Genomic DNA, 13394 nt, shown 5'->3' with positions numbered 1-13394 from the left:
TTCGATGAAGAGGTCAGTCGGCGGTGGGCGCGGCGCCGGTCCTGGCGCGGCGGCGCGAGCGGGGACGCTCGTGGTCGAGGCGAGCGGCGAGGAGGCCGCCGGCGGACTGCAACACCTGCACGAGGACGAGCAGGACCAGCACGACCGCCACGATGTACTCGGTGCTGTAGCGCTGGTACCCGTAACGGATGGCCAGGTCGCCCAGCCCACCCGCGCCGATGACGCCCGCGATCGCCGAGAAGTTGATGATCGAGATGACCGTCGTGGTGAAACCCCGCACGATCGCCGGCATCGCCTCCGGGACCAGCACCTTGCTGAGGATCTGCCAGCGCGTGGCACCGAGGGCGTCTGCGGCCTCCACCTTGCCGGGGGAGACCTCGCGCACGGCGATCTCGACGATGCGGGCGAAGAACGGCACGGCCGCGACGCTGAGGGGAACGATCGCCGCCGTCGACCCGAACGAGGTCCCGATGAGGACGAAGGTGACCGGGATGAGGGCGATCATCAGGATGACGAACGGGATGGACCGGGTGATGTTCACGACCACCGCGACGAGGATGTTGATCGTCCGGCCGAGGGCGCGGCTGCCGAACGGCGCCTGCAGGATGCCCCCGCGGTCGGTGGCGACCAGGACGACGCCGACGGCGAGTCCGACCACCCACGTGATGAGCATGGTCGCGAGCACCATGTAGAGGGTCTCCCACGTCGCCTGGGCGACGTTCTCGACCAGATCCGACCAGAACCCGGGGTCCGCGGAATCGATCATGCGCGGCTCACCTCCTCGACGACAAGATCCTGCGCCCGGAGGTCGGCGATGACGGCGGCCACGTCGGCGCCTGCGGGGATCTCCAGACGGGTGCGGCCGGTCTGGACGCCGTCGATCGTCTCGATCGCCGCACCCAGAAGCCCGACATCGGCGGTGTGCCGCCGGGCGAGCCGCGTGATGACGGGCTCGTTCGCCGTCAGCCCCGTGAAAGTGACATCGAGGACGGTCCCGGAGCCCGCCGCCGGGAGGGCGCCGAGCGGGAAGAGCTGGCGGGCGATGACGGAACCGGGGGTGCGCAGCAGGTCGTGCAGGCGCCCGGTCTCCACCACACGTCCCCGTTCCATGAGGGCCGCCGACGAGCACACGCCCTTGACGACGTCCATCTCGTGCGTGATGAGCAGGACCGTCAGCCCGAGTTCGCGGTTGAGGGTGCGCAGCAGGTCGAGGATGCTCAGGGTCGTCTCGGGGTCGAGGGCGCTCGTGGCCTCGTCCGACAGCAGGACGCGCGGGTTGGTCGCCAACGCACGGGCGATCCCGACCCGCTGCTTCTGCCCGCCGGAGAGCTCGGCGGGATACGAACCGGCTTTGTCGGCCAGACCCACGAGGTCGAGGATCTCGCGCACGCGGTTCGCACGCCGTGCCCGCGGCACGCCCTGCGCTTCGAGGGCGAGAGAGACGTTCCCGGCCGCGGTGCGGCGCGAAAGCAGGTTGAAGTGCTGGAAGATCATGCCGATGTCGTGGCGTGCGTCGCGCAGCGCCTCCCCGGTCAGCGAGGTGATCTCACGACCGGCGACCTCGACGGTGCCGGAGTCGGGCTTTTCGAGCCCGTTGATCGTGCGGACCAGCGTGCTCTTGCCGGCGCCGCTGGTGCCGACGACGCCGAAGATCTCGCCCTCGGGGACGGACAGGGACACGTCGTCGAGGGCGCGGACGCCGGAGAAGGAGGTGAACAGATGTGTTGTCGTGATCATGGTGAGACACGACGGACGCTCCACCGGGCGGTGAGGCGCACCGCCGTCGGTGTGGGAGGAGATCCATCCTGCGGGATATCCGCCGCGCACGCACAATCGTGTTACACCGTGTGACCGACTGGCTATGCTGGACCCACACGTCAATACAGGCCGACGATCGGGTCGGGAGAGCCCCGGGTGACCGGGCACCGAAGGAGCAAGCCTCCCCGCCAATCTCTCAGGTAACGCGTACCGCTCCGATCTGGCCGACTCTGGAAAGCGACCCGCGCCCGCGAGGGTCCGCCGACGGTGAAAGTCAGGGCATCCGTGCCCCGACGAAACTCTCAGGCCGATGACAGAGGGGGAGTTCACATCCACTCATCCGAGCGGATGCCCGAGGAGAACCGGGAGAACTCATGACCGACCCCCGCACCACCGCGTTGCACGCGCGTCATCAGGCGTTGGGCGCGTCGTTCACCGACTTCGGCGGATGGCTCATGCCGGTGCGGTACTCGTCGGACCTCGCCGAGCACCACGCCGTGCGCCAGGCGGCGGGTCTGTTCGACATCTCGCACATGGCCGAGATCGCCGTCACCGGTCCCGACGCGGGCCGCTTCCTCGATCACGCCCTCGCGGGACGCCTGTCGGCCCTGGCCGACGACCAGGCCAGATACTCCCTCATCCTGACCGAGCACGGCGGGATCGTCGACGACGTGATCGTCTATCGCCGCGACGCCGCCGATCTGCTGGTCGTGGCCAACGCGGGCAATCGCGAGGCCGTCGTCGCCGCGCTCAGGGAGCGGTCGGTCGGGTTCGAGGTGAGCGTCGAGGATCTCACCGAGCGGATCGCACTGCTGGCCGTGCAGGGCCCTCGGGCGCAACGCGTCGTCGCGGACGTCGACGGGCTCGACGTCGGGACGGCCCCGCTCGAGGACCTCGGGTACTACCGCTGGCGTCACGGGAGCTTCGCACACGACGGGCGCCGGGTTCCGCTCGACATCGCCCGCACCGGGTACACCGGCGAAGACGGCTTCGAGCTGTACATCGACGTCGATGCGGCCGGTGCTCTGTGGGACGCGTTGCTGAGCGCGGGTGACCCGCACGGGCTGGTCCCCGCGGGGCTCGCCGCACGCGACACCCTGCGCCTCGAGGCGGGGATGCCCCTCTACGGCCACGAGCTCGGCCTCGACATCCGACCCGCGCAGGCCGGGCTCGCACGCGTGGTCGCGATGGGCAAGGACGACTTCGTCGGCAAGACCGCGCTCATCGCGCCGGCCGAAGCGGATCGGCGCGTGCTCGTCGGGCTCGTCGGCGCAGGCCGCCGCGCCGGGCGGGCAGGCTACGCCGTGCTGGCGGGCGAGGAGACCGTCGGTGAGGTCACCAGCGGCGCGCTGAGTCCCACGCTGGGCCACCCCATCGCGATGGCCTTCGTCGACCCCGCCCACGCCGAGCCGGGGACCGAACTCGCTCTCGACGTGCGGGGGACCCGCATCCCCGCCACCGTGACCACCCTGCCCTTCCACCGGAGGAACCGATGACCGATAAGACCGCCCTGAAGTACACCGCCGAGCACGAGTGGATCGCCTTGGACGGCGACACCGCGACCGTCGGCATCACCGCCTTCGCCGCCGACAAACTCGGCGACATCGTCTTCGTCGAGCTGCCCGCCGTCGGGGCCGAGGTCTCGGCGGGAGTGGTGTGCGGCGAGATCGAGTCGACCAAGTCCGTCGGCGAGCTGTACGCGCCGGTCTCCGGCACGGTCACCGCCGTCAACGACGCCGCCGTCGATGACCCGGCCGTGATCAACGACGACCCGTTCGGCGAGGGCTGGCTCCTCACCCTCACCGTCGACCCCGCCGCCGTCGCCGCTCTGCTCGACCATTCGGCCTACCTCGAGCTCACCGGCGGGCAGGCGTGAGTCTCGGGTCGACGCCGTTCGCCGCCCGGCACATCGGTATCGACGCCACCGCGCAGCGGGTGATGCTCGACACGGTCGGCTACGACGACGCGTCCTCCCTCATGGCCGCGGCCGTACCGGCGTCGATCCGACTCGCCGACGGGGAGGGCCTCGATCTCGAACCCGCCGCGGAGGCCGACACGCTGACCGAGCTGCGCGCGCTCGCCGATGCGAACACCGTCGCACGATCGATGATCGGACTGGGCTACTACGACACCCACACCCCGGCGGTGATCACCCGGAACGTGTTCGAGAACCCCTCCTGGTACACCGCCTACACGCCGTACCAGCCCGAGATCTCCCAGGGTCGACTCGAGGCGCTCCTGACCTTCCAAACGATGGTCACCGACCTGACCGGCCTCGACACCGCCAACGCGTCGATGCTCGATGAGTCCACCGCCGTGGTCGAGGGGATGCTCGTCGCCCGCCGGGCGTCCAAGAACGCCTCCGACGTCTTCCTGGTCGACGCCGACGCGATGCCGCAGACCGCCGCCCTCCTCGCCCACCGGGCCGAAGCCCTCGGTATCGAGGTGCGCGAGGTCGACTTCGCCTCCGGAGCCTCCTTCGACGCAGACGCGTTCGGGGCGTTCGTACAGTACCCCGGGGCCTCGGGGCGGGTGTGGGACCCGAGCGCGGTCATCGCGGCGGTCCGTGACGGTGGCGGCCGCGTCGTGGTCGCGGCCGATCTGCTCGCGCTCACCCTGCTGCGCTCGCCGGGCTCGCTCGGCGCCGACATCGCCGTCGGCACCACCCAGCGATTCGGCGTGCCGATGGGCTTCGGCGGGCCCCACGCCGGCTACATGGCCGTGCGCGCGGGACTCGAGCGGCAACTGCCCGGGCGCCTGGTCGGTGTCTCCCAGGACGCCGCCGGCGACCCCGCATATCGACTGTCGCTGCAGACGCGCGAGCAGCACATCCGTCGGGAGAAGGCCACTTCGAACATCTGCACCGCGCAGGTGCTGTTGGCCGTGATGGCGGCGATGTACGCCGTCTACCACGGCCCGCACCGACTGCGGGAGATCGCGCAGTCGGTGCACGCGCAGGCCACCCTCGTCGCCGACACCCTGCGCGTTCGGGGCCTGGAGGTCGTCGCGGAGGCGTTCTTCGACACGCTCCAGGTCCGCGTCTCCGACGCCGACGCCGTCGTCGATGCCGCCCGGGAACGCGGCATCCTGCTGCGCCGCGTCGACGACGTCACCGTGGGCGTGGCCTTCGACGAGGTCTCCGCGACCTCGCCCGACGTGGTTCCCGCACTCCTCTCGGTCTTCGGCGTGGCAGATGCTCCGGGATGGCCGGGCGGGCGCGGATACGGCGGCACCGGACAGGGATGGCACGCCTTCGCGCCGGGCGCGGCTCGATCCTTCCCCGACGCGCTCGCGCGCACCGAGGAATACCTGACGCACGAGGTGTTCACCACGCACCACTCCGAGACCGCGATGATGCGGTACCTCAAGCGGCTCGCCGATCGCGACTACGCGCTGGACCGCGGCATGATCCCGCTCGGTTCCTGCACCATGAAGCTCAACGCGGCCACCGAGATGGCGGCGGTGTCCTGGCCCGAGTTCGCGCGGATGCATCCGTTCGCCCCGGCAGAGCACGTGGCCGGATACCTCGACCTCGTCACGCAACTCGAACAGTGGCTCGCCGACCTCACCGGCTATGACGCGGTGTCGTTGCAGCCCAACGCCGGCTCGCAGGGCGAGTTGGCGGGACTGCTCGCGATCCGAGGCTTCCACCATGCCAACGGGGACACGGAGCGCACCGTGTGCCTGATCCCGTCCTCAGCCCACGGCACCAACGCCGCCTCGGCGGTGCTCGCCGGGATGCGCGTGGTCGTGGTCGCCTGCGACGAGTCGGGCAACGTCGACCTGGACGACCTGCGCGCCAAGGTCGACGCGCACCGCGACACCCTCTCGGCGCTGATGATCACCTATCCGTCGACGCACGGGGTCTATGAACACGACGTGATCGAGATCACCCGTGCCGTCCACGAGGCCGGTGGCCAGGTCTACGTCGACGGGGCGAACCTCAACGCCCTGGTCGGCTTCGCCCGTTTCGGCGACCTCGGTGGAGACGTGTCGCACCTGAACCTGCACAAGACCTTCGCGATCCCGCACGGCGGGGGAGGCCCCGGCGTGGGCCCGGTCGCCGCGAAGGCACACCTCGCGCCGTTCCTGCCTTCACACACGGCCGCGCAACAGCACGAGCACGCCGGTGGATTCACCTTCGCGGGAGGGCCGGTCTCGGCGGCGCCCTACGGCTCAGCCTCGATCCTGCCCATCTCGTGGGCGTACGTGCGCATGATGGGCTCGAGCGGTCTCACCGACGCCACCGCGGCGGCGGTGCTGGCGGCCAACTACATCGCCGCGCGGCTGAAAGACCACTTCCCCGTGCTCTACGCGGGGGAGAACGGCCTCGTGGCCCACGAGTGCATCCTCGACCTGCGTCCGCTGCGCGAGCAGACCGGTGTCACCGTCGACGATGTCGCCAAGCGCCTCATCGACTACGGCTTCCACGCCCCGACGATGTCGTTCCCGGTCGCGGGGACACTCATGGTGGAGCCGACCGAGTCGGAGGACATCGCCGAGCTGGACCGATTCGTCGAGGCGATGATCGCCATCAAGGGCGAGGCCGAGCGTGTGGCGGCGGGGGAGTGGCCGGCCGATGACAATCCGCTCGTGAACGCCCCGCACACCGCCGAATCCATCAGCGTCGCCGAGTGGACGCATCCGTACCCGCGCGAGACGGCGGTGTACCCCGTGCGCGCTCTGGTGCGTGGAAAGTACTGGCCCCCCGTCCGTCGCATCGACCAGGCCTACGGCGACCGGAACCTCGTGTGCGCGTGCCCGCCCCCGGAGGCCTTCACCTGACCTCACCCCGCCCCGCCCCGCCTCCGGCACCCGGCGTTGCGGGCGAGGCCGGGGTTGGCGTCTGAGGCCCGGCCGCGTGCGGGTGCGTCTCAGACGGGCGGCCGGGTTTCGCCGTGTCGCCATGATCGGGGATGGTGCCGCAGCGTCGCCAGCGCGGCGCGGTGTGGTGCCCGGATCGTGTCGAGCCCGCCCGCTGTCAGAGCGGCGGCGAGCGGGGTGGCGCGCATCGTGTCCGCCCAGTCCCAACGGGCGAAGCCGTCCACCTGGCGTCGGAGCCGATCCTCGCGCCGTTTCTCGTCGACGAGAGCCCGCGTCGTGGCGTCGACGTCGGCGCGATCGTACTTCCCGAAACCGTCGGACTCGCCGATGGCGCGAACCGACCGCCAGAAGAAGTCGACACGATCCTCGAAACCCGGGGACGAGAAGACGACCTGCAGCTCGGGATCCGGGAATCCGAGCCACTCGATGACCGCGCGGCTCACGGACTCGCCGACCGACTCGGAACGGGGCGTCGCGCGGTCGAGCACCCACCGCGCTCGCCGCTTACCGCGCTGATCGAGGTGGCCCTGGGCGACAGCGAGCCACCTCGCCGCGGTCTCGCCGACCCGGCGGAGCCCGGCGTCGACCACGGCGAGTCCGTACGCGGGAGGAAGAACTCGGGCGAGGCCGAGCGCGGTGTCCCGTATGCCGGTCGCCCAGACCGTGCCGAGGTCGGCCGCGTGCGGCGGTCGTCGTGTCGAGTGGATCACGAGGTCGCCGTAGCGCCGCGACTTCCCACCCGTATCGTCGATCAGATGCACGTCGCGAGGCTCGCCGAAGATCGGCAGCCCGTGCAGTGCGGCCGCCGACTCGAAGGCGAACAGGGCTCCGGGATGCTGCGCGCTCGCCGCGTGCACCCGAGCCAGGTATCGCTCCCACGGCGCGAGGGCCTCCCACGCGGCGCGGGGCGCGTACACCCCGCGCCGCACGCGCACCCAAGCCGGTTCGGTGCGGAAGCGCACACCGCCGAGCGCTTCGTCCGAAGCGAGGGTGAGCGGGACCGGCGAGCTCTGCATGCCCTCGAGCGTGGCCGCATCCTCTCCGAACGAGGTCCGCCGGGCCCGGACCTGTGGATGATTGCCGGGGCCGCTGCGCTGTGCAGCAGAAGAGCCGCACCCCCGAGACCCGGCCCAATGTCCGAGACCTGGCCGCACGCACCCGGGTCTCGGACGCGAACCCCGGTCTCGGCGCCGCGGACGGAGCGGGGCGGGCGGGGCGGGGCGGCGGGGGAGGGGTTAGAAGAGGGAGGGCCAGAGCGCGACGGCGAGGGGGTATCCGACGAACGCGACGACGTCGAGGAGGGTGTGGGCGATCACGAGCGGCATCACGCGGCCCCAGCGGTGGTAACACCAGCCGAAGACGACGCCCATCGCCATGTTGCCGACGATCGCGCCGAACCCCTGGTAGGCGTGGTAAGCGCCGCGCAGCGCCGCGGTCGAGAGGATGATCGTCCACGTCGACCAACCGACGCGGCGGAGCCGATCGAAGAGGTAGGCGATGAAGATGACCTCCTCGGTGAGCCCCGCGCGGAGGGCGGAGAGCACCAGGAGCGGCACCGTCCACCACGCGGCGTCCAACGGCGATGCGACCACCGCGACGGTGACCCCGAGTGCCCGGCCGACGGCGTAGAGGGCGAGACCCGGGATGCCGATGGCCGCCGCGAGCAGGATGCCGCGTCCCACGTCGGTGCCGACGCGCGAGAAGTCCAGCCCGATGCGGCGCAGGGCGTTCCTGCCCGGCTCCCACAACAGGTAGATCACCAGGCCCACCAGAGCCAGGTCGAAGAACACGTCGAGCAGGCGGTACAGCGCATCCCACAGGGCCAGGTCGTCGCGCGCGGTGTTCAGCTGCGCCTGTTGATCCCCGAGAGGGGTCTCCACCAGCATGCGGCGCACCAGGGTCAGCACGCTGTACACCGCGGACTGACCGACCGTCACGGCCAGGACCAGTCCGACCTCCCACCACGTCCGCGCGTTGCCGAAACGTGCAGAAGCGGGGGCAGGAGAGACAGTCACATTGTCAGATTGTCACAGTCCGCGGGAAACGAGTTAAGGGTATGTAACGTTTTGGGGCGAAAGTTTGATACTTGCTTACCCGGTGCTTAGGGTTCAGTGATATCTGGCGGTCGCCGGAGACCCCACGGGTTTTCGAGACTGCAATCACCATGCACTGGAGGACATCAGCGTGAAAAGAACACGTCTGGCTGCGGGCGCGGGCCTGGTCACCGCGGGAGCACTTGCTCTCGCCGGTTGCTCGGTTCCGTACGAGTCTGAGGTCATCGAGGACACCGAGATCACGGTTTCCTGGAACGACATCATCGACAACTTCAACACCAGCAGCACATCGGGCAACAACGTCGCGAACTCGAACATCGCGTACATGACGACCGCGGGCTTCAACTACTACAACGACTCGCCCGAGCTCGTTCAGAACACCGAGTTCGGCTCGTACGAGAAGACCAGCGATGACCCGCTGACCGTCGAGTACACCATCAACGAGGACGTCGTCTGGTCGGACGGTACGCCCGTCGACGAGGCCGACATGCTCCTGTCGTGGGCCTACATCTTCGGGGCGTTCGAGACCGAGGACGGGTTCCTCTTCAACTACGCCAACCCGCGTCCCGACCTCGCCACGGCCGTGCCCGAGATCGAGGACAACAAGCTGACCCTCGTCTACGACGTGCCCTACGTCGACTGGGAGGTCCAGTTCACGACCGGTTCGGTCGCCGCGCACGCCGCGGTCATGCTGGCCTACCCCGAGATCGAGGACCCGCAGGAGGCCAAGGACCAGCTGGTCGAGGCCATCCAGAACGGCGACGAGGAGTGGCTCGCACCGGTCGCCGAGGCCTGGGAGCTCGACTTCCAGCAGGCCAACACGCCGGACAACGAGCTGATCACCCTCTCATACGGTCCGTACATCGTCGAAGAGCTCGTCGAGGAGGACTACGTCACCCTCGTCGCGAACGACTCGTTCGCCTGGGGTCCCTCGCCGAAGTACCAGCGCATCACGGTGCGTCAGATCGCCGACCCGACCGCTCAGGTGCAGTCGCTGCAGAACCAGGACGTGCAGGTGGCCTCGGGCCAGCCGACGCCCGACGTGCTGCAGCTCGTGCAGGAGACCGAGACGGCCGACTACTACACCGGTGACGAGGCGACCTACGAGCACGTCGACCTCACCTTCAACAACGGTGGACCGTTCGACCCGGCGACCTACGGTGGCGACGAGGCGAAGGCGCAGATGGTGCGCACCGCGTTCCTCAAGACCATCCCCCGCGAGGAGATCGTCGAGAAGCTGATCCGTCCGCTGAACCCGAACGCCGAGGTCCGCGACTCGATCCTGCAGATCCCCGGATCGCCGATGTACGAGCCCATCGTCGAGGCGAACGGTTCGGCCGAGTACAACGAGGTCGACATCGAGGGTGCCAAGCAGCTCCTCGCCGACGCCGGTGTCGAAGGCACCGTCGACGTGAAGTTCTGGTACCCGGAGGGCAACGAGCGTCGCGCCGCCGAGTACGAGCTCATCGCCACCTCGGCCGCACTCGCCGGCTTCAACGTGATCGACGACTCCGAGCCCAACTGGGAGTTCACCGACACCGCCGCGAACCCGATCAACCCGCACGACGCGGTGATCTTCGCCTGGGCGTCGACCAGCCTCGCGCTGACCGGCACCGACCAGTACCTCGGCACGGGCCAGCCCTCGAACTTCGGTGGCTACTCGAACGAGATCGTCGACCAGCGTCTGAAGGACCTCGAGACCGAGCTGGACGAAGAAGAGCAGATCCAGATCCAGATCGACGTGGAGAAGGAACTGTGGACCGACGGCTACGGCATCACGCTGTACCAGTTCCCGGGTCTGACGGCATGGGACAAGGGTGTCGAGGGCATCGCCCCGGCTCCGCTCGCGCCGTACTACTTCTGGAACTTCTGGGAGTGGGCACCGACCACCGGTGCTGACGCCGAGTAAGCGAACCGCATAGGTGGTGGGCCGGGTGCTCCGCATCCGGCCCACCATCCACGTTGGATTACCCTAAGGACCCTCTCGGTGCTCTCGTTCGTGGCCCGGCGACTCGTCGCCACCCTTCTCGTCCTTCTGGTCGCCTCCTACGTCGTCTACGTTCTGACGGCCATCTCCGGCGATCCCCTCGAAGAACTGCGGCAGAGCCGCGATCAGAACGCACAGTTCCTGATCGCGGACCTCACTCAGAAGCTGCAGCTCGACGTCCCCCCGACCCTCCGCTACTTCACGTGGCTCCCCGGCGCCGCAGGCTGCCTGATCGGTCAGTGCGACCTCGGCATCTCGGTCGCCCGAGGCGAACTGCCCGTCACCGAGGTCATCGCCACCGCGATGGGCTCCACCCTCCAGCTGATCACCGTCGCAACGGTGCTGTCGATCCTGTTCGGTGTCGCGATCGGTATGACCACCGCGCTTCGCCAGTACAGCGGATACGACTACACGGTGACCTTCGCCACGTTCGTCTTCTACTCGCTGCCGGTGTTCTGGGTGGCCGTGATCCTGAAACAGTACGGCGGCATCGCCTTCAACCAGTTCCTGGGTGATCCGGTGATCCCGTGGTGGTTCATCATCATCTTCGCGTTCGTCGTCGGGTTCGTCTTCATGGCGATCGTCGGCGGGTCCCTCAGTACACGGATAAAGACGTTCGTGTTCACCGGCATCGCCGGTGGGGTGTTCCTGGCCATCCTGACGATCACGAACTGGTTCGACCAGCCCTCGATCGGCCTGGTCGGCGTCATCGTGTTCGCGATCGGCAACGCGCTGATCGTCGCGAGCCTGACCACGGGGTTGAAAGACCGCACGGCGCTCATCGCCTTCGGGCTGGCCGCGGTCGTCGGACCGGTTGCGCTCTACTACCCGCTGCAGTACCTGTTCTTCTTCGGCAACGCCTGGTGGACAATCCTCATCACCGCGGCCGCCCTGGTCGCGATCGGCGCGATCGTCGGGTTGATCTTCGGCGGCGACCGCAAGGCCTACATGGCGCGTGTCGTCGGGCTCGCGGCGGGGCTCGGTACCATCCCGCTCGTATTCGACCAGATGTTCCAGCGGTGGGCGACCTACGAGTCGATCATCCCGCTCTCCAGCGGTGTCATCTCGACCATCGGCGCCTCGACGCCGGCGATCGACCGCACCGACGACTACTGGCTGCAGATGCTCGATTCACTCACGCACCTGATCCTGCCGACCCTGACCTTGATGCTCATCTCGCTCGCGGCGTACACCCGCTACTCGCGTGCGAGCCTGCTCGAAGTCATGAACCAGGACTACGTGCGCACCGCCCGTGCGAAGGGCCTGTCGGAGCGGGTCGTGGTGATGCGCCACGCCTTCCGCAACGCGATGATCCCCATCGCGACGATCATCGCGTTCGACTTCGGCGGCTTGATCGGCGGCGCGGTGATCACCGAGACGGTCTTCGCCTGGAAGGGGATGGGTGCGGTGTTCTCCGACGCGCTGGAGCATACCGACGTCAACCTGATGATGGGTTTCTTCCTCGTGACCGGCGTGCTCGCCGTGCTCTTCAACATCGTCGCCGACCTGCTGTACTCGGCGCTGGACCCCCGAATCCGGGTGAGCTGACATGTCGAACCAGAATCAACACAACCCTCAGGAAGCCAATCCGAACGACCTCCTCCCCAACGAGGACGACTTCGAGAGCCAGCACCGCGACGACCGCGGGCAGGAGACCTCGATCGAGCAACGCGCGACCGCCGGTCTCAGCCAGGGCGCGATCGTGCGGCGCCGCTTCCTGCACCACCGGGGCGCGATCATCTCGCTGATCGTGTTCGCACTCATCGTGCTGCTCGCCTTCACCTCGGTGGGGACGGTCATCGGGGGGACGGGCAACTACACGGTCGACCCCGCGACCGGAACCCTCGTGATCGACGGGTTCCGCATCGCCGGGTGGTACCCGAAGGACTGGTGGACCCGCTACGACATCGTCAACGGGGGAGCGCCGACCCTCCAGCTGTGGCCGCTCCAGTTCGGCGAGCACCCGTTCGGTCAGGACGACCTCGGCAAGGACATGTTCGCCCGCGTGATGCGCGGCACGCAGCAGTCGCTGCTCGTGGTCTTCCTCGTGGGCATCCTGGCCACGGTGATCGGAACCGTGATCGGTGCCGTCTCCGGCTTCTACCGCGGATTCACCGATTCGCTGCTGATGCGTCTGACCGATGTCATCATCATCATCCCGATCCTCGTGCTGGCCGCCGTGCTGGCCCGCACCGTCGGCGGCAACGCCGTCACCATCGGTGTCGTCATCGGGATCCTGGCGTGGACCGGCCTGGCGCGACTCGTGCGTGCGGAGTTCCTCGCGCTGCGAGAACGGGAGTTCGTGGACGCCGCGCGCGTGGCCGGTGCCAGCGACCGACGGATCATCTTCACCCACATCCTGCCGAACACCGTCGGGGTCATCGTCGTGAACGCCACCCTGCTGATGAGCGCGGCGATCCTGATCGAAGTGTCGCTGAGCTTCCTCGGCTTCGGTATCCGGACGCCGGACATCTCGCTGGGACAGCTCATCAACGAATACCAGGGTGCGTTCTCGACACGCCCATGGCTGTTCTGGTGGCCCGGTATCTTCATCATCGCGATTGCCCTGTGCATCAACTTCGTCGGCGACGGTCTGCGCGACGCGTTCGACCCGCGCCAGAAGCGCGTGCCGAACTTCAACGGGCCGATGGCCGAGATGCGCCGCTGGTGGGCTGCCCGCGGTGCCGACCGCACCGGCGCCGGCGCACTCACCGCGGGGTCCGCGGCGGATGACGCCCCGGGCAGCACCGGCGAGAGACCCTGACGATGTC

General features: G+C 68.7%; 10 protein-coding genes and 1 riboswitch. Of the genes, 6 read left to right on the top strand and 4 right to left on the bottom strand.

The window, feature by feature from the left end:
• Positions 1–13: 13 nt before the first annotated feature.
• Positions 14–766 carry a methionine ABC transporter permease gene (locus ABD204_RS13390; RefSeq protein ID WP_194424411.1) on the bottom strand — a complete coding sequence of 251 codons (753 nt, stop codon included), beginning with the start codon at positions 764–766 and terminating at the stop codon, positions 14–16.
• On the bottom strand, positions 763–1737 hold the full coding sequence (locus tag ABD204_RS13385) for a methionine ABC transporter ATP-binding protein (RefSeq protein WP_194424412.1): 975 nt from the start codon (positions 1735–1737) through the stop codon (positions 763–765). Before ABD204_RS13385 ends, ABD204_RS13390 begins: the two co-directional genes overlap by 4 nt.
• Before the next feature lie 153 nt (positions 1738–1890).
• A riboswitch (glycine riboswitch) is annotated at positions 1891–1981 on the top strand.
• A gap of 151 nt (positions 1982–2132) precedes the next feature.
• Here ABD204_RS13385 and gcvT point away from each other — a divergent pair.
• From gcvT to gcvP, 3 genes are all read left to right on the top strand, one after another.
• Complete coding sequence (gcvT, locus tag ABD204_RS13380; protein WP_194424413.1) at positions 2133–3254, top strand: glycine cleavage system aminomethyltransferase GcvT; 1122 nt, start codon at positions 2133–2135, stop codon at positions 3252–3254.
• Positions 3251–3634 (top strand): glycine cleavage system protein GcvH, encoded by a 384-nt coding sequence (gcvH, locus tag ABD204_RS13375; RefSeq protein ID WP_194424414.1) that lies wholly within the window; start codon positions 3251–3253, stop codon positions 3632–3634. Before gcvT ends, gcvH begins: the two co-directional genes overlap by 4 nt.
• A gap of 62 nt (positions 3635–3696) precedes the next feature.
• Positions 3697–6543 carry an aminomethyl-transferring glycine dehydrogenase gene (gene gcvP, locus ABD204_RS13370; protein ID WP_241748003.1) on the top strand — a complete coding sequence of 949 codons (2847 nt, stop codon included), beginning with the start codon at positions 3697–3699 and terminating at the stop codon, positions 6541–6543.
• An 89-nt stretch (positions 6544–6632) separates the two neighbouring features.
• On the opposite strand, the gene ABD204_RS13365 is transcribed toward gcvP, so the two are convergent.
• Entirely contained in the window at positions 6633–7598 is a 966-nt protein-coding gene (locus ABD204_RS13365) for a hypothetical protein (protein ID WP_194424416.1), read from the bottom strand.
• 219 nt (positions 7599–7817) lie between these two features.
• Positions 7818–8597: a CPBP family intramembrane glutamic endopeptidase gene (locus tag ABD204_RS13360; protein ID WP_322597581.1), complete on the bottom strand. Its 780-nt coding sequence runs from the start codon at positions 8595–8597 to the stop codon at positions 7818–7820.
• Between the two features lie 169 nt (positions 8598–8766).
• Here ABD204_RS13360 and ABD204_RS13355 point away from each other — a divergent pair, with 169 nt between their 5' ends.
• The 3 genes from ABD204_RS13355 (at position 8767) to ABD204_RS13345 (ending at position 13387) form a co-directional block, all read left to right on the top strand.
• Positions 8767–10545, top strand: coding sequence for an ABC transporter family substrate-binding protein (locus ABD204_RS13355; protein ID WP_194424417.1), 1779 nt, complete (start codon positions 8767–8769; stop codon positions 10543–10545).
• Positions 10546–10623: 78 nt separating this feature from the next.
• Complete coding sequence (locus ABD204_RS13350) at positions 10624–12171, top strand: ABC transporter permease (RefSeq protein WP_194424418.1); 1548 nt, start codon at positions 10624–10626, stop codon at positions 12169–12171.
• Position 12172: 1 nt separating this feature from the next.
• Positions 12173–13387 (top strand): ABC transporter permease, encoded by a 1215-nt coding sequence (locus tag ABD204_RS13345; RefSeq protein ID WP_194424419.1) that lies wholly within the window; start codon positions 12173–12175, stop codon positions 13385–13387.
• The last annotated feature ends 7 nt before the right edge of the window (positions 13388–13394 follow it).

Origin of the sequence: Microbacterium aquimaris, assembly GCF_039531285.1 — a bacterium.
Taxonomy (GTDB): Bacteria; Actinomycetota; Actinomycetes; order Actinomycetales; family Microbacteriaceae; genus Microbacterium; species Microbacterium aquimaris.
The sequence above is the reverse complement of the archived record's forward strand: the minus strand, read 5'-3'. Positions and strand labels throughout refer to the sequence as shown.

Coding starts and splice junctions, on each gene's coding strand:
- ABD204_RS13390 (WP_194424411.1), bottom strand. CDS start 766: ATGATCGATTCCGCGGACCCCGGGTTCTGGTCGGATCTGGTCGAGAAC.
- ABD204_RS13385 (WP_194424412.1), bottom strand. CDS start 1,737: ATGATCACGACAACACATCTGTTCACCTCCTTCTCCGGCGTCCGCGCC.
- gcvT (WP_194424413.1), top strand. CDS start 2,133: ATGACCGACCCCCGCACCACCGCGTTGCACGCGCGTCATCAGGCGTTG.
- gcvH (WP_194424414.1), top strand. CDS start 3,251: ATGACCGATAAGACCGCCCTGAAGTACACCGCCGAGCACGAGTGGATC.
- gcvP (WP_241748003.1), top strand. CDS start 3,697: ATGCTCGACACGGTCGGCTACGACGACGCGTCCTCCCTCATGGCCGCG.
- ABD204_RS13365 (WP_194424416.1), bottom strand. CDS start 7,598: ATGCAGAGCTCGCCGGTCCCGCTCACCCTCGCTTCGGACGAAGCGCTC.
- ABD204_RS13345 (WP_194424419.1), top strand. CDS start 12,173: ATGTCGAACCAGAATCAACACAACCCTCAGGAAGCCAATCCGAACGAC.